At 57.7% G+C, this 14,207-nt stretch carries 18 protein-coding genes; 11 read left to right on the forward strand and 7 right to left on the reverse strand.

Annotation, left to right across the window (positions count from 1 at the left end; all coding sequences use genetic code 11):
• Positions 1-24: 24 nt before the first annotated feature.
• Together V6N02_RS07135 and regB are read right to left on the reverse strand one after the other, a co-directional pair.
• On the reverse strand, positions 25-1,512 hold the full coding sequence (locus V6N02_RS07135) for a PAS-domain containing protein (RefSeq protein ID WP_371224835.1): 1,488 nt from the start codon (positions 1,510-1,512) through the stop codon (positions 25-27).
• A gap of 72 nt (positions 1,513-1,584) precedes the next feature.
• On the reverse strand, positions 1,585-2,979 hold the full coding sequence (gene regB, locus V6N02_RS07140; RefSeq protein WP_371224836.1) for a sensor histidine kinase RegB: 1,395 nt from the start codon (positions 2,977-2,979) through the stop codon (positions 1,585-1,587).
• A gap of 88 nt (positions 2,980-3,067) precedes the next feature.
• On the opposite strand from regB, the gene V6N02_RS07145 reads away from it, so the two are divergent.
• A complete protein-coding gene (locus V6N02_RS07145) occupies positions 3,068-3,703 on the forward strand; it encodes an SCO family protein (protein WP_371224837.1) in 636 nt (211 codons plus the stop codon).
• A 75-nt stretch (positions 3,704-3,778) separates the two neighbouring features.
• On the forward strand, positions 3,779-4,330 hold the full coding sequence (locus V6N02_RS07150) for an ActR/PrrA/RegA family redox response regulator transcription factor (protein ID WP_371224838.1): 552 nt from the start codon (positions 3,779-3,781) through the stop codon (positions 4,328-4,330).
• Between the two features lie 9 nt (positions 4,331-4,339).
• On the opposite strand, the gene V6N02_RS07155 is transcribed toward V6N02_RS07150, so the two are convergent.
• Positions 4,340-4,825, reverse strand: coding sequence for a GNAT family N-acetyltransferase (locus V6N02_RS07155; protein ID WP_371224839.1), 486 nt, complete (start codon positions 4,823-4,825; stop codon positions 4,340-4,342).
• Positions 4,822-5,421 carry an HD domain-containing protein gene (locus V6N02_RS07160; RefSeq protein ID WP_371224840.1) on the reverse strand — a complete coding sequence of 200 codons (600 nt, stop codon included), beginning with the start codon at positions 5,419-5,421 and terminating at the stop codon, positions 4,822-4,824. The genes V6N02_RS07155 and V6N02_RS07160 overlap by 4 nt, the downstream gene beginning before the upstream one ends.
• Positions 5,422-5,582: 161 nt before the next feature.
• On the opposite strand from V6N02_RS07160, the gene ahcY reads away from it, so the two are divergent.
• The 4 genes from ahcY (at position 5,583) to V6N02_RS07180 (ending at position 8,897) form a co-directional block, all read left to right on the forward strand.
• A complete protein-coding gene (ahcY, locus tag V6N02_RS07165) occupies positions 5,583-6,974 on the forward strand; it encodes an adenosylhomocysteinase (RefSeq protein WP_371224841.1) in 1,392 nt (463 codons plus the stop codon).
• Between the two features lie 118 nt (positions 6,975-7,092).
• Positions 7,093-7,677, forward strand: a complete 585-nt coding sequence (locus V6N02_RS07170; protein ID WP_371224842.1) for a DUF922 domain-containing protein — start codon at positions 7,093-7,095, stop codon at positions 7,675-7,677.
• Positions 7,674-8,372: an extensin-like domain-containing protein gene (locus tag V6N02_RS07175; RefSeq protein WP_371224843.1), complete on the forward strand. Its 699-nt coding sequence runs from the start codon at positions 7,674-7,676 to the stop codon at positions 8,370-8,372. The genes V6N02_RS07170 and V6N02_RS07175 overlap by 4 nt, the downstream gene beginning before the upstream one ends.
• A gap of 183 nt (positions 8,373-8,555) precedes the next feature.
• Positions 8,556-8,897, forward strand: coding sequence for a DUF2853 family protein (locus V6N02_RS07180; RefSeq protein WP_371224844.1), 342 nt, complete (start codon positions 8,556-8,558; stop codon positions 8,895-8,897).
• Positions 8,898-9,143: 246 nt separating this feature from the next.
• Here V6N02_RS07180 and V6N02_RS07185 read toward each other — a convergent pair whose 3' ends face one another.
• Genes V6N02_RS07185 through V6N02_RS07195 form a run of 3 tightly spaced genes read right to left on the reverse strand, consistent with a single transcriptional unit; the run spans position 9,144 to position 10,286 of the window.
• Complete coding sequence (locus V6N02_RS07185) at positions 9,144-9,536, reverse strand: DUF1761 domain-containing protein (protein ID WP_371224845.1); 393 nt, start codon at positions 9,534-9,536, stop codon at positions 9,144-9,146.
• A gap of 58 nt (positions 9,537-9,594) precedes the next feature.
• Complete coding sequence (locus V6N02_RS07190; protein ID WP_371224846.1) at positions 9,595-10,014, reverse strand: EVE domain-containing protein; 420 nt, start codon at positions 10,012-10,014, stop codon at positions 9,595-9,597.
• A 2-nt stretch (positions 10,015-10,016) separates the two neighbouring features.
• On the reverse strand, positions 10,017-10,286 hold the full coding sequence (locus V6N02_RS07195; protein ID WP_371224847.1) for a YciI family protein: 270 nt from the start codon (positions 10,284-10,286) through the stop codon (positions 10,017-10,019).
• 299 nt (positions 10,287-10,585) lie between these two features.
• Here V6N02_RS07195 and V6N02_RS07200 point away from each other — a divergent pair, with 299 nt between their 5' ends.
• Genes V6N02_RS07200 through V6N02_RS07220 form a run of 5 tightly spaced genes read left to right on the forward strand, consistent with a single transcriptional unit; the run spans position 10,586 to position 14,198 of the window.
• Positions 10,586-11,722: a cation:proton antiporter gene (locus V6N02_RS07200; protein ID WP_371224848.1), complete on the forward strand. Its 1,137-nt coding sequence runs from the start codon at positions 10,586-10,588 to the stop codon at positions 11,720-11,722.
• Between the two features lie 25 nt (positions 11,723-11,747).
• Complete coding sequence (locus V6N02_RS07205; protein WP_371224849.1) at positions 11,748-12,119, forward strand: hypothetical protein; 372 nt, start codon at positions 11,748-11,750, stop codon at positions 12,117-12,119.
• Positions 12,116-13,180: a Rieske 2Fe-2S domain-containing protein gene (locus V6N02_RS07210; RefSeq protein ID WP_371224850.1), complete on the forward strand. Its 1,065-nt coding sequence runs from the start codon at positions 12,116-12,118 to the stop codon at positions 13,178-13,180. Before V6N02_RS07205 ends, V6N02_RS07210 begins: the two co-directional genes overlap by 4 nt.
• Positions 13,177-13,938 carry a hypothetical protein gene (locus V6N02_RS07215; protein ID WP_371224851.1) on the forward strand — a complete coding sequence of 254 codons (762 nt, stop codon included), beginning with the start codon at positions 13,177-13,179 and terminating at the stop codon, positions 13,936-13,938. Before V6N02_RS07210 ends, V6N02_RS07215 begins: the two co-directional genes overlap by 4 nt.
• The gene (locus tag V6N02_RS07220) at positions 13,935-14,198 is read left to right on the forward strand and encodes a hypothetical protein (RefSeq protein ID WP_371224852.1); all 264 of its coding nucleotides are present in this window, start codon (positions 13,935-13,937) and stop codon (positions 14,196-14,198) included. Before V6N02_RS07215 ends, V6N02_RS07220 begins: the two co-directional genes overlap by 4 nt.
• Positions 14,199-14,207: the final 9 nt, after the last annotated feature.

A 14,207-nucleotide genomic window follows, 5' to 3' on the forward strand; every position in this document is an offset into this window, starting at 1 on the left:
CGCGCCTCCGGCCCGCAAGCGGGATTACGAAGCGGCCTTGATCTCCAGATCAGTGTGGGTGTGCAGGAGCGGAGAAAAGATCAGCATCTTGATCCCGCCCGACAGAAGTTTGAGTTCGCACAGAAGCGGTTTGCCCTCGGGATGATCCAGCGTGACATGCTCCGGATTGCTGGCGCGGTCGTTCAGAAGTTGCTGTTCGAATTCCAACCATGGCTCACCCGCCTGCAAACTGTCACGACAGGCGGAAAGAAGATCGCGCAGCGACATATCCGCAAAGCTGGTGTCAGGGTCCACACGCAGCAAATCCGTGCATGGCCGGTTGCAGAACATCAACAGGTTGTTGGGTGAGATGACGGCAATAGCTGCACCCATGTGATCCAGAACCGATTGGCGCAGGTCGATCTGGGTGCGGAACCGCCGTGTCAGGGAAATCTCGGCCGAGATATCTTCGAACAGAAAGGCCACGGCGCCATCGGGATGGGGCCGCCCGGTGACCTTGTAAGTCAGCCCGGTCGGCAGGGTCCAAATCTCCTGGTAAAGCCCGGTATTGGCTTGGGCGACGACATCGCGGATCTGCGCGCGCCAGTCGGCGTAATTCTTTGGCTCAGGCATCACCTGTTGTTCGCGCAGCTGATCGAATACATCCATCAGATCGGGCCGTGCGCTTAAAAAACTTACCTGCACGCCGGTCAGGTCAATCAAAGCCGGATTGAACAGCGCCAGTTGGCGGTTTTTGTCAAAGATCGCCAGACCAATGGTGAGGTTCGCGAACGTTTTGGTCAGGGTCTGCACAAACTCACGCTGCGCAGTTTCGGCCTGAATGATCGGCGTGATGTTGGTGGCGAAATGCAACCGTTGATCACCATCTTCGCGCGTACGTAATTCGTACCAGCGGGGCGCGTCATCTTCTTTGTCCTGCATAGAGATGCGCGTATCGCTGACATCTTTAATGTTGGGCATCCTGCCATCTGCATCCTCTAGCTCAGCGCAGGCCTTGTTATGCCACAAGACAGCGCCATCAGCCCCGGTACGCCAGATCGGGTCGGGGGCCGTTTCGAGAATCGATCCGGCACTATGTTCTGATTGGATTACACTTATTGTATCGTGCCATGCGGCGGCCGAATGGGCGGTTTCATCCGCCAGAAAGATACGTATTTGCCCACCCGTGCGCGCAAGATGCAGGGACGATCTTTCGGTCTGAAAAACCACCTGTTCGGTCTCGGGAAGGGTGTTTAGATCATCGGGTAGATTGTCAAACCGTGAGGACAGCCAATCGCGTAGTCCAGACCAGTCTTCGATTTCATCAAAAGCTTTGGATGGGGCGACGATGTCATGATCAACCAGCGTGTTGCCATCAAACAGGAAATGGTTTCGCGGTGCTTCTGCCGTCAGGTGCCCTTGCCCGGGCTTGCGGCGGGCGGCCAATATGCCCGTCACCCACAGAACAAAAGCAGCCGCTATAGTTGAGACCAGTAAGAGCGCCGCCCAGTGCGGCAGGGTTACCAAAGTCATCCCCAGTCCCCTTGAGGTGATTAACCCTCATAAGGTGCGCTGCCTTGGTTAAGAGATGGTTAAGATAACGGGTTAAACTTCGATTTGCCGGTTCTCACCCAAGGCCCGTCGCGCGGTGTGATCGGTGTTTTCCAGCACGGCGCGGGGCCATGTCACTTCGACAAAAGCACCCGTGCGTTCAGAGTGGCTTGTTATCGTGGCAAAAGAGTCCGAGCCATTGGCAAAGCTCAGTTCGGCGCCTGATCGCTCCAGCAGCGTTTTGGCGATAAACAATCCCAAACCCATGCCTTCATATTCGGGGCGGCGGGGATCGTTGTAATGTCCCCGGCGGCGCACAAACGGTTCGCCGATGCGGCCCAACAGGTTTGCCGGGTATCCAAGCCCGTCATCCATGATGCGCACGTCAATCGTATCGGCATCCCAGGTGCTTTCGACCCAGACATTCTTGTCGGAGAAATCGACAGCATTCTGAATCAGGTTCCGCAACCCGTGGATCACCTCGGCCTGTCGCAGCACGCTGGGCTGTGATTGCAGAGAGCCGGACTCGACGCCGTGATCAAAATGAATGGTCTTGCCACGCTCAAGATGCGGATCGGCAGCCTCTTCTATCAGCGCGGTCAGGGGAACCTCGCGCATGTGCAGATCATCCTTACCCGCGCGCCCCATCGACTGCAGGATATCGCGACACCGATCCGCCTGTTCGCGGATCAGAAGGGCATCTTCGCGCAAGTCTTCGTGGTCTTCCAGTTCCTCGGCCAATTCGGAGCTGGTCAGCTTGATGGTGGCCAGTGGTGTGCCCAGCTCATGCGCGGCGGCGGCCACGACCCCGCCCAGATCAGTCAGCTTTTGCTCGCGCGCCAAGGCCATTTGCGTGGCCTGCAGGGCGTTGGACATCGCGTTGATCTCGGTGACGATCCACCGCGAATAGACCCCGAGAAATATCACGGCAATCACGATTGCCACCCAGTTTCCAAACAGGAACACAGTCGGCACGCGCAGGATAAAGCCCTCGGCGGTGCGCAACGGCATATAGTATTGCGTCAGCGCCGTGGCGATGGCGATGGTGATCAATCCCAGCAGCAGCGTCGAGCGGGGCGAGACTGCCGAGGCCGAGACAATCACCGGCCCGACAATCAGCACCGAAAACGGGTTGTTCATCCCACCGGTCAGATACAGCATCAACCCCAGTTGAAGCATGTCGTAAAGGACGATCATCAGCGTCTCACGCTCGGTCAGGCGCTTGTTTTCCGGATAGATAAAGCTGGCCACAAGGTTGGTGATCACCGACACGCCGATCACAAGATAGCACAGCCCGACATCCAGCGTCAGATCGTACAAACGCTGTGCAATCACCAGCGCCGAAATCTGACCAATAATCGCCCACCAACGCAGCAGGATCAGCGTGCGCAGCCGAATCCAATTGTCAATTCGCGGAGATTTGATCAGGCCTTGAAAGATTTCGCTCATCTGCGTCTACGCGTCCCGTTGCATGTTTCCAAAGCGATGTTAGATGTGCGCAAGACACCCGCCAAGGGCAAAGCATCCGGAGATCAAAATGACCCGCATTATCGCTATCGCTGCAAGTGTGACCGTTATTGGCCTTTTGATCGGGGTCTATCTGATCTCAAACCAGGATGTGGCCAGTGATGACCCATTTGGCCAATGCCGTTCGGCCCAGGTGGCGGGGGGATCGTCGCAGATCGGTGGCCCGTTCGAGCTGGTGTCTGAAACCGGCGAGACGGTGACCGACAAGGACGTGATCGATCAGCCCTCTCTGATCTATTTCGGCTATACGTTCTGCCCTGATGTTTGCCCGCTGGACAATGTCAGGAACGCCGAAGCGATCGATATTCTGGAAGAGAAGGGTGACATCGTTAAACCGGTCTTCATCTCGATTGATCCCAAACGCGACACGCCCGAAGTGATGGCCGAGTTCACGGATTACATGCACCCCCGCATGCTGGGTCTGACCGGAAGCCCCGAGCAGGTGAAGGCTGCCAGCCAGGCATACCGGACCTATTATCAGGCGCATGAACCCGAAGATGGCGATGACGAGTTTTACCTGGTCGATCATTCCACCTTCACCTATCTGGTACTACCCGAGCAGGGCTTTGTGGAGTTCTTCCGCCGCGAGATCGGCGCCGAACAAATGGCCGAAACCGTTTCGTGTTTCGTGAACGCCGCCAGCTGATCACAGCCTGTGTTTGACGGGTGAGTCAGGCCGGGATAGAACGGTCTGGCGCAGGGACGGCGAACAGGAGACCTCATGAGCGGGTACGATCTGAATATTGGCAACGACCGGTCGTTGCTGCTTGTCGATGATGATGAACCTTTTCTGCGACGCCTTGCCAAGGCTATGGAAAAGCGTGGTTTTGATGTTGAAACCGCCGGATCCGTTGCAGCCGGACAGGCAATTGCCACGGCACGCCCCCCGGCCTACGCGGTCTGTGATTTGCGGCTTGAGGATGGCAACGGGCTGGACGTGGTGGAAACCATCCGCGAAAAACGCCCGGACAGCCGTGTTGTCGTCCTGACAGGCTATGGCGCGATTGCGACGGCCGTGGCAGCGGTAAAAATCGGCGCCACGGATTACCTGTCAAAACCGGCGGATGCTACGGACATCTGTAACGCGCTTCTGGCCAATGGGGACGAGCTGCCCCCGCCCCCGGAAAACCCGATGAGCGCGGATCGTGTGCGTTGGGAGCATATTCAGCGGGTTTACGAATTGTGTGATCGCAACGTATCCGAGACAGCGCGTCGGCTGAACATGCATCGCCGCACCCTGCAGCGGATTTTGGCGAAACGATCGCCGCGATAAGCCTCATTTTCAAAGATCATAGCGCTTGCTGATCTTGTCCACGACTGTGCCGTCATCCAGCACGACATCCCGGTCCAGCTTGTAATCCTCGAACCCACGGCTTTGGTAATAGGCCAGCCCGCCGGAATTGTCGGCGCGGATGGTGGCGTTGATCCATGCATATCCCAGCTGCCGAGCGGCTGTGCAGGTCCGATCAAACAAGGCCGATCCGATACCCATCTTGGTGCGCCCGACCTGGGTAAAGGTGCCGATGTCGCAGGCGTTGGCGGGCAGCTTTTCATGCGGTTCGATCAGCTGAAATCCGAGCAGCGCGCCGTCGTCATCTTCGGCCACCAGCCATGCTGCTTTGCCCGGATATGACCCCATGAATTCCAGTACATCGGATTTGGACACTGGTACGGTGTGCGCCGTGGTGCCGCCCTTGGCGATGATCGCATTGAGCAGGTCAGCCATCGGGGCTGCGTCCAACGCGCCAGCGTTGCGAATGTGGATCATGCGATTTGGTCCAGTAACTCACGGTGTCGCGCGGTGAACCCTGCGCGCACCTGCATCGGCGGACGCAGGATGATATCAAGATCGGCGATCATCTTGGCATCCGGGGCACCGAAGAACTTGTTGGCTTCTTCCACCGTGAACCCGGCGATCTGTGTGGCCTCCATCCAGGCGCTGATCCGGTCGGCCTTCTTGATCTGGCGTTTGATCTGGGTCGGGATCGAAGCGGGCAGACCAAAGCGGATGTGGATCGCCGCGGTCAGACGCTTGTCCAGATCATCATAGCCCGGGCCGACCGCGGATTTCACCGGCGAGATCATATCCCCGATCACATATTCGGGGGCGTCATGCAGCAGTGCGGCCAGTTGCCATTTTGGCTGAGCTTTGTGTGTTAACCGGGTGTAAATCTGTTCCACCAGCAAGGAATGCTCGGCCACTGAATAGGCGTAATCGCCCATGGTCTGCCCATTCCAGCGCGCAACAAAGCTGAGGCCGTGGGCGATATCTTCGATCTCGATATCCATCGGCGTGGGATCGAGCAGATCAAGACGTCGGCCAGACAGCATCTTTTGCCAGGCGCGGGGGGGCTTGGGGGGCATGTCGATTTCTCCTGCAGATATGACCTGAATAATGACCTTGCGCAGGACGCGCAATCTGTCGCGATGGCGGCACAGACCGGCCGCCCAGAAGATTCGCGCATTGCCGTAAGGCAGGTGCAGTGCTATCTGCCGCTCAAACAGTTATTTTGAGGAGCCGAGTGATGGCGAAAGACTATGTGGTCAAGGATATCGCACTGGCGGCGTTTGGCCGTAAAGAGCTGGATATCGCTGAAACCGAAATGCCGGGGCTGATGGCCCTGCGCGATGAATATGGTGACAGCAAGCCGCTGAAAGGCGCACGGATCGTGGGCAGCCTGCACATGACCATCCAGACCGCTGTTCTGATCGAAACGCTGGTGGCGCTGGGTGCGGATGTGCGCTGGGCCAGCTGCAACATTTTCTCGACCCAGGATCACGCGGCGGCTGCGATTGCCGAAGGCGGCACGCCTGTTTTCGCCGTCAAAGGCCAAACACTGGTTGAGCATTGGGATTACCTTGATCGTTCCTTCATGTTCCCGGAAGGCGCGAACATGATTCTGGATGACGGTGGCGACGCGACACTTTACGTTCTGCTGGGCGCGCGTGTTGAAGCTGATGAAACCAACCTGATCGAAGTGCCCACCTCGGAAGAGGAAGAGGCGATTTTTGCGCAGATCAAAAAGCGTATGGCCGAAAGCCCCGGCTGGTTCACCAAAACACGTGATGCGATCCAGGGTGTGTCGGAAGAAACCACCACCGGTGTGCATCGCCTGTATGACCTGCACAAGAAAGGTCAGCTGCCCTTCCCCGCGATCAACGTGAACGACTCGGTTACCAAGTCGAAATTCGACAACAAGTATGGCTGCAAAGAATCGCTGGTCGACGGTATCCGCCGGGCCACTGACACGATGATGGCCGGTAAAGTTGCCGTCGTGATGGGCTATGGCGACGTGGGCAAAGGCTCGGCCGCGTCTCTGCGCGGTGCCGGTGCCCGTGTGAAGGTGACCGAAGTCGACCCGATCTGCGCCCTGCAGGCCGCCATGGACGGGTTTGAAGTTGTCGTTCTGGAAGATGTTGTATCGGACGCTGACATCTTCATCACCACGACCGGCAACAAGGACGTGATCCGCATCGAGCATATGCGCGAGATGAAGGATATGGCGATCGTCGGCAACATTGGCCATTTCGACAATGAAATTCAGGTGGCAAGCCTGAAGAACCACAAATGGACCAACATCAAGGAACAGGTGGACATGATCGAGATGCCCTCGGGCAACCGTCTGATCCTGCTGTCCGAGGGCCGCTTGCTGAACCTTGGCAATGCCACCGGTCACCCGTCTTTCGTGATGTCTGCGTCGTTCACCAACCAGGTGCTGGCCCAGATCGAGCTGTGGCAGCGGGGCGATGAGTATGACAACCAGGTCTACATTCTGCCCAAGCATCTGGACGAGAAAGTCGCCCGGCTGCATCTGGACCGGATCGGTGTGAAGCTGAGCAAACTGGACCCCGAACAGGCCGCGTATATTGGCGTTAGCCCCGAAGGCCCCTTCAAGCCCGAGCATTACCGCTACTAGGGATACTCGTCGCTATATCTGGTAAGACAATGAACACCGCGCGCCATATTACCGGGCGCGCGGTTTTCTTTGCTCTCCAGCCTGCGTGGTCGATATCTTGCCGAAGCTTGCGGCCAAGGTGACCCTTCGCTTGCATCTTGATCCTAACGCCGTGAAGCTGATCAAACTGGTTCTGGAATTAACAGGGTATATCGGGGTCGAAGGTATGGTTGGGTCAAACCGGAACACACATGTTGTCAAGCTTGCTTTCGTTCTTGGTACCTGTCTTGCACTTACCGCTCCGGCCAATGCTGAACCCAGGATCATCGTTATTGAGCAAACCTATCCGGTCGATGCCACAACTGCCCGGGGTCTGGTTCGGCAAATGAGCACCCGTGGACGGATCGGGTTTTGGGCCTTCACGCGTGGCTGGGTGTCCTGGAAAGGGCAATGCGAGGTGACGGTCAAGATCAGGTACACGCTGCCCGAACACACCAACCCAGGCGCCATGAGTCCCGAACTGCGCGCCAAGTGGGAGCGGATGAAGACGGCCATGCGACGCCACGAAGAAAGACATGGCCAGCACAGCATCAATGCCGGACGCGAGATTGAGCAGGCTGGCTGCAGGGGGGGGAATGCGATTCTGAGGAAATGGCGGCAACAGGACAAGGCCTATGATGCGCGCACACGTCATGGCAGAACTGAAGGCGTCATTCTGAAGTGAGGCATCTGTTCAAGGCGCTGTTTGCGGTTGCGTTGATTGCAGTGATTGCGGCGGTCTTTCATCCCGAAACCCCGCTTCCCGATGAGTGGAATCCGACAACGCCTTTGCGCGTTGATGCCCCGGTGACATCGCTGACCGGCTGGAAACTGCGCGCAGCACTTGAGGATGATGCGCAATGTCTGGCCATTCTGGAAGATGCCGCCACGTTTCAGGCGCTGCCCCCGCTTGAGGATAGCGAAAAGTGCTTCATCAACCCGCGCGTTTCCCTTAGCAAGGTTGGCCCGGTGTCGCTGGCTCCCGTGGAAACGCGATGCCAGACCGCTTTGCGCGTCGCGATGTGGGAACGTCATGGCCTTCAGGCGGCTGCGCGACGCCATATGCAGGCCGATGTGCGCGAGATCCGGCATTTTTCCAGCTATAGTTGCCGCCGGATGCGAACGGCTTCGGGCGATCAATCAAGGATGAGCACTCACGCCACCGCTGATGCGCTGGATGTGTCCGGCTTTGTTCTGGCCAATGGAGTGACGGTCGATCTCAAGCGCGATTGGCCGGGCAGCGGGCCAGGTGCGGCCTTTCTGAGGGATGCGTTTGAGGCGTCCTGCCTGTGGTTCCCGGTTGCCCTTGGACCGGAATTCAACGCATTGCACGCGGACCACTTCCATTTGCAAACCCGTGGCTGGGGCCTATGTCGTTGAGTTTTCACATTATATTTGAATCGGCAGGCAAGGCATCGCGCAGAGCGTATTTGGGGGGAGAAACTGGCCAAGTTTTCCCTTTGTGCGCACAGGTTCTGCCGTTATCTTCCTGCCAGCGCCTCGGGTGAGGCGGTATTTTGACAAATAGCCGGTGCGATACCGGCATAGCTGGGAGAAGTATGTATGGGACGTCGTGACGATCTGATCGCAACATATGCAGATGATCTGCGGAACAAATGTGGGATGCAGCCGGACATGGATCTGCTGACCAAAGTCACCATCGGGTGTGGGCCCGCGATTTATGATGCGGATGCCTCGACCGTTGCGGCCGGGCAAGAGCACGAGCTTGAGACCGTCAAGAACAACTTCCTGATCAAGAAACTGGGCCTGTCGGATGGTCCGCAACTGGACGAGGCGATCAACAGCGTCATCCAGACCTATGGCCAGTCCGAACGCAACAAGTATCGCGCCGTGGTCTATTACATGCTGACCAAGCATTTCGGCAAAGAGTCGGTCTACGGCTAAGCCGCGACCTTATCCAAGTTTTAAACGCCCGCCGATTTTGGTGGGCGTTTTTTATTTGTGCCTTGGATTTGCATCTGTTTTGAAGGGCATTCTAACGACTTGGAATTTGCAAAATTGCCCGCAAAAGCGTATCAAGTTCTGTAGCAGGCCAGGATGGCCGAGCCCTTTATCAGATACACGTGTGGTGCGTAGGGAGCACGTGGGGAAGTGGAGGGTTCGGGCAATCGCCTGAGCCCTCCACCATTTTCAGAACAGCGTCAGAACCGCGCCCATGATGGCACAGCCAAACGTGGCATAGCCCCCGTCAATGATCGTCAGCTTGAAGGGTCGCCCACCATAGCCATTGTTGATCATGATCCAGGGCGAGATAAAAAACAGCCCGATCCCAAGCCCCGACACCAAGCCTTCGCCAAAGGTATCTATACCGGACAGGTTAAACACATGGCGCATCATGCCCGCCACGATCAGCATGGCGATTCCGGCCATGACGAACGGCAGGGGCGATTGATCCACCGGTTTGCCGTTCTCGTCCACCTCGATCCCGGAGGCTTCGACCCAGGGCTTGGACAGTGTCATGTACCAGACCGCCCCAAAGGCAAAGCCTGCCACGGCGGCCACGATTACGTTCAGAAATTCCATTGCACATCTCCGTCCCACTTATCGGTGACCGGATGATGGCGTGTTTTATGGGCTGCGCCTAGCCTGAAACACCGGCCATCGTACAAACGATGCGCCATTCGTCTTCGGTCACGGGCTGAACCGAGAGGCGTGAGTTTTTGACCAGAACCATGTTTTCCAGCTCTGGCGTTCCCTTGATCATCTCAAGCGTGACAGGCGTTTTGACCGGGCCAATGGCCTTGATATCCACGCATTCCCAGCGGGGATCGTCGGTGGTGCTGTCGGGATGCGCCTCGGCGATCACTTCGACAAGGCCGACCACGGATTTCTCTTTCATGCTGTGATAGAAAAAGCCTCGATCGCCGATCTTCATTTCACGCATGAAATTGCGGGCCTGATAGTTGCGCACACCATCCCATTCTTCGCCCACCTCGCCCTTGGCCACCTGATCGTCCCAGCCCCAGGTGTTGGGTTCGGATTTGAACAGCCAATAGCGCATCCTCAGATCACCTTTTTCCACGGGATCAGTTCAACCGAGTCAAACAATCCGGCATGGCCGTAAGGATCATTCGCGGCCCAGTCACGCGCGGCCTGCATATCGGCGACGTCCAGTACGACAAGCGAGCCGATCATCTGTTCGGCGTCATCCAGCAGCGGCCCTGCCTGACTGACCACGCCACTCGATTTCAGATAGGCCACATGGGCATCGCGGTTATCAAGCCGGATTTGCAACGCGCCGGGCTTGTCCCGGCCAATCAAAGCGATCAGCATGTCTTGTCCTTTATCTGGTCTTGGGGGCGAGCATATCCGCAGGCTCACGAACCTGCAATTTGGCAATTGCTTCCTCCATTGAGTCCCTGACCGGGTATCGGGGTATCGCATCGTCGATCTGATTGATCATATTTACGTTTTGACCCAACTTGTGATTATCCGGGCCGACAGGTTTAGTGTAAAAGCTGCGAAGCGAAGAGGACACTATCATCGAATATGCCCTGATCCTGATTGCCGTCGTTGGCTTTGGCTATGCCCTGCTGGCTGAACGGCTAAGCGCCGGTATCATCACCCCACCGATGGTTGCCATCGGCCTTGGCCTGGCCTTGGCCGTGGTGTCGGGCGGTGAGCGTATCCATCTGGAAGAAACATTGCACTTGTTGGCCGAGATCACATTGGTCATCGTGTTGTTTTCGGATGCGGCCATGGTCAAGGCGCGCGCCCTGAAAGAGGGTTTTACGCTACCCCTGCGGATGCTGTTGATCGGTTTGCCCTTGGCGATGGTGTTTGGCTATCTGGTCAACCTGTTCCTGCTGCCCGGCTGGCCAATCTGGGAGCTGGCCTTGTTGGCGGCCATTCTGGCCCCAACTGATGCGGCGCTGGGCCAGGCGGTTGTGACCAACCAAAACGTGCCGGAACGCCTGCGCAATGCACTGACCGTTGAAAGCGGTGTGAACGACGGTCTGGCGCTGCCTGCCGTGTTGTTCTTTGGCTGTCTGGCCGTGGGCGGTGTTCATGACGATGTGCAAACCAGCTGGGTGGTGTTTGCTGCCAAGCAGATCGGTCTGGGCAGTCTGGCCGGGGCGGCGATTGGTGCTCTTGGCGCCTTTCTGATGACGCGGGCATTGCGCAGCGGCCTGACCAATGAACTGTTCGAGGGGATTGGCGTGTTGGCACTGGCCGCGTTGTCCTATCTGGTGTCGGTCGAGATTGGCGGCAACGGATTTCTTGCGGCGTTTGTTGGCGGCCTGACCTTTGGTTTGTGCTTTCAAAAACGCTGCAAATTCGTGCTGGAGTTTCTAGAGGCCGAAGGCCAGTTATTGGTTCTGGGCACCTTCGTTCTGCTGGGCATTGTTATCGCTCCCGATTTGCTGAACAGTCTCACGCCGACATGGATTCTGCTGATCCTGCTCAGCCTGTTTGTCACTCGGCCTCTGGCGATCTGGTTGTCCCTGACCGGGTCCCACACCACCGCCTCCGAGAGGTTGTTTTTGGGGTGGTTCGGTCCACGTGGGTTGGCAACGGCGCTGTTTGCCCTGTTGGTTCTACAGAGTTTTGAACGTCTGACCCATGGGCATGAAATTCTTCTGATCTGTTTTCTGGGAGTTCTGATCAGTGCGGTTCTGCATGGGGTGTCGGCCTCGCCCGTTGCAAATCGCTTTCGCAAGGCCGCCCCTGATGGCCCGGAGATATCAGAAGAAAGGGACGCATCATGATCCTTAACAGGTATGGAGCATTGTCATGACAGGCGCCGAAACCCTTATTCTTCTGGTGCAGATCTGGGGTGGGATCGGGGTGGTTGTCTCGGTCACCTTTCTCACTTTCGGTCTGGGACAGATCGATGAGGATGCGCGCGGCGCCATCACTTTTCGCCCGCTTCTTGTGCCGGGCATTCTGGTGCTGTGGCCTTTGGTTGTTTGGCGCTGGTGGGTGCTGGCCACCGGGCGGGACAAATGGCGCCTGCGCCACGCCCCACCACGGCGCAGTCACCACGTGGTGGCCATCATAATGGCGGTCTTGATCGCGCTGTCGCTGCTGACGTCATATTCGATCCGTCAGACCTGGCCATCTGACATTGCGCCGGTCCAACTGGAAGAAGGGGCGTCGCAATGAGCGTCAAATACATCCCTGTCCAGTGGAACCGTTTCAAATACATCTATGACGCCGTGGTGCTGGCGGCGATCATGGCATTCTTGTGGGTGTTCGTGAACCTGACCCCCGGCCTACTTGGCCATGATCCGGCGATCAACCCGCAGATCCACAACATGCGTGCCTTTGGGGCCTGTGCGTTTTTCCTGATGACGGCAATCTTGCTGATCGGGCCGTTGGCGAGATTGGACAGTCGGTTTTTACCACTGCTCTATAACCGGCGGCATCTGGGCGTGCTGACCTGCTTTGTCGCCTATACCCATGCCGGGTTTGTCATCGGTTGGTATTTCTCTTTCTCGCCTGTCGACAAATACGCGGCAGTCTTGGGCACCAACACTACTTATGGCCAGCTGCTGGGATTCCCTTTTGAGAGTTTCGGTATCTTCGCACTATTCAGCCTGACGATCCTGACCGTGACCAGCCATGACTTCTGGCTGAAGTTCCTGACCCCGAGAATCTGGAAGGCATTGCACTACCTGATTTATCCTGCTTACATTGCGGTCGTGGCCCATATCGGGCTGGGCGCGTTGCAGGATCAGCAAAATCAGACCTTTGGCATTCTGGTTGTGATCGCTGCCGGCAGCGTTGTGATTTTGCATCTGTTGGCCTCGCGTCACGAACGCACAGTCAGCGATCCAGCGGCGGTCGGGCAGGCCAACGACGCATGGGAAAGCATCTGTGCCGTCGGTGAAATCGACGAAGGACGCGCCAAGGTGGCCCGTCTGAGGAATGGCGATCGTGTGGCGGTGTTTCGTCATGACGGCAAACTCTCGGCCATCGCCAATGCCTGCGCGCACCAGAACGGGCCGCTGGGCGAAGGGCGCATTCTGGATTGTCTGGTGACCTGTCCGTGGCATGGGTTTCAATACGACGTCACCAATGGCCGCTCGCCCGCGCCCTTCACCGAAAAGGTGCCGACCTATAACCTCCGGCTGAACGGGGACATGGTCGAGGTTGACCCCGAGGCCAATCTACCCGGCACCCCGGTCGAGCCTCTGGTCATCACGACGGGGATGAGCGCATGAGCGATCACGGCAAACCTTTCTTCGTTGGATACCTGAGCGTTCCCAAAGGGCTGGTCGTGCTGCTGTCGGCTGTGGCGATCTGCACGGTAGCTGCCTTTGCCGCTTTGGCTTTGGCGGTCGGCGGCACGCAGGACGCGCCGGAAGACGCCCGCATCCGGGGTGATTTCGGGCGTCAGACCGTCACTGGTGTGCTCGAGTTGCAGCCCTATCCGATGCTGCACGTCACTTCCGGGTCAGACCAGATCAAGGTGGGCGAAACACTGATGATGTCCGGGGCGGGCAAATTCGGGATTGCTGAGGAGGCGGAAAATATTGGTGGTGCCGGGGCCGAGGTGACCGGTGTGATCCTCAACCGCGGCAGTATCCGGATGTTGCAGATCCCAAATCGCAACCGCCATATCAAGGCCGCTGATGTGAGCGAGCCGGTGCCTGACCCCGTCGATCTGGGCCGCTGGCGTCTTGCCGGTGAAATATGCGATGGCAAATGCCTGACAGGTGCGATGCGGCCCGGTCGTGGATTGGCGCACAAGGCTTGCGCCGAACTGTGTCTGGTCGGCGGTGTTCCCCCTGTCTTTGTCACCTCGCAGCCGGTTGAGGGGCAGGAGTTCCTGATGATCGGTTCGGCAGATGGCGGTCCGATCACCGATGCCCTGCTGGATCGGGTGGGGGTTTACATCTCGTTGGAGGGTCGGGTTGAAAAGCGTGGTGGATTGCTGGTGTTCCTTGCCGATGACACGACGTTGGAGGTGTTGCCATGAGACGCGCCCTCTCGATCCTGATCGTGCTCTGTGTTGCAACTGTCCTGCTTTACCTGTCGCGGTTCTGGCCGCTCGAACTGTGGGGAAGACGCAGCGCGCTGGGCGAGTTGGGGTTGCGGCCCGGCGGCGGTATGGTTCAATTCTGGCTGCGTGGCACACCGCTGGCTCAGTTCGATCTGATCATCTGGGTGGTTGGCAGTTTCATCACCCTCAGCCTGACCGAAAAGCTTGTGCAGTGGCTGTCCCCTACGAAGGCCTGAGCGCCCATT

Origin of the sequence: Roseovarius conchicola (genome assembly GCF_041403425.1) — a bacterium.
GTDB lineage: Bacteria > Pseudomonadota > Alphaproteobacteria > Rhodobacterales > Rhodobacteraceae > Roseovarius > Roseovarius conchicola.

Bases quoted from the DNA above. Each gene is read 5' to 3' on its own strand.
- V6N02_RS07135 (WP_371224835.1), bottom strand. From the start codon at position 1,512: ATGACTTTGGTAACCCTGCCGCACTGGGCGGCGCTCTTACTGGTCTCA.
- regB (WP_371224836.1), bottom strand. From the start codon at position 2,979: ATGAGCGAAATCTTTCAAGGCCTGATCAAATCTCCGCGAATTGACAAT.
- V6N02_RS07145 (WP_371224837.1), top strand. From the start codon at position 3,068: ATGACCCGCATTATCGCTATCGCTGCAAGTGTGACCGTTATTGGCCTT.
- V6N02_RS07150 (WP_371224838.1), top strand. From the start codon at position 3,779: ATGAGCGGGTACGATCTGAATATTGGCAACGACCGGTCGTTGCTGCTT.
- V6N02_RS07155 (WP_371224839.1), bottom strand. From the start codon at position 4,825: ATGATCCACATTCGCAACGCTGGCGCGTTGGACGCAGCCCCGATGGCT.
- V6N02_RS07160 (WP_371224840.1), bottom strand. From the start codon at position 5,421: ATGCCCCCCAAGCCCCCCCGCGCCTGGCAAAAGATGCTGTCTGGCCGA.
- ahcY (WP_371224841.1), top strand. From the start codon at position 5,583: ATGGCGAAAGACTATGTGGTCAAGGATATCGCACTGGCGGCGTTTGGC.
- V6N02_RS07180 (WP_371224844.1), top strand. From the start codon at position 8,556: ATGGGACGTCGTGACGATCTGATCGCAACATATGCAGATGATCTGCGG.
- V6N02_RS07185 (WP_371224845.1), bottom strand. From the start codon at position 9,536: ATGGAATTTCTGAACGTAATCGTGGCCGCCGTGGCAGGCTTTGCCTTT.
- V6N02_RS07190 (WP_371224846.1), bottom strand. From the start codon at position 10,014: ATGCGCTATTGGCTGTTCAAATCCGAACCCAACACCTGGGGCTGGGAC.
- V6N02_RS07195 (WP_371224847.1), bottom strand. From the start codon at position 10,286: ATGCTGATCGCTTTGATTGGCCGGGACAAGCCCGGCGCGTTGCAAATC.
- V6N02_RS07200 (WP_371224848.1), top strand. From the start codon at position 10,586: ATGGTTGCCATCGGCCTTGGCCTGGCCTTGGCCGTGGTGTCGGGCGGT.
- V6N02_RS07205 (WP_371224849.1), top strand. From the start codon at position 11,748: ATGACAGGCGCCGAAACCCTTATTCTTCTGGTGCAGATCTGGGGTGGG.
- V6N02_RS07210 (WP_371224850.1), top strand. From the start codon at position 12,116: ATGAGCGTCAAATACATCCCTGTCCAGTGGAACCGTTTCAAATACATC.
- V6N02_RS07215 (WP_371224851.1), top strand. From the start codon at position 13,177: ATGAGCGATCACGGCAAACCTTTCTTCGTTGGATACCTGAGCGTTCCC.
- V6N02_RS07220 (WP_371224852.1), top strand. From the start codon at position 13,935: ATGAGACGCGCCCTCTCGATCCTGATCGTGCTCTGTGTTGCAACTGTC.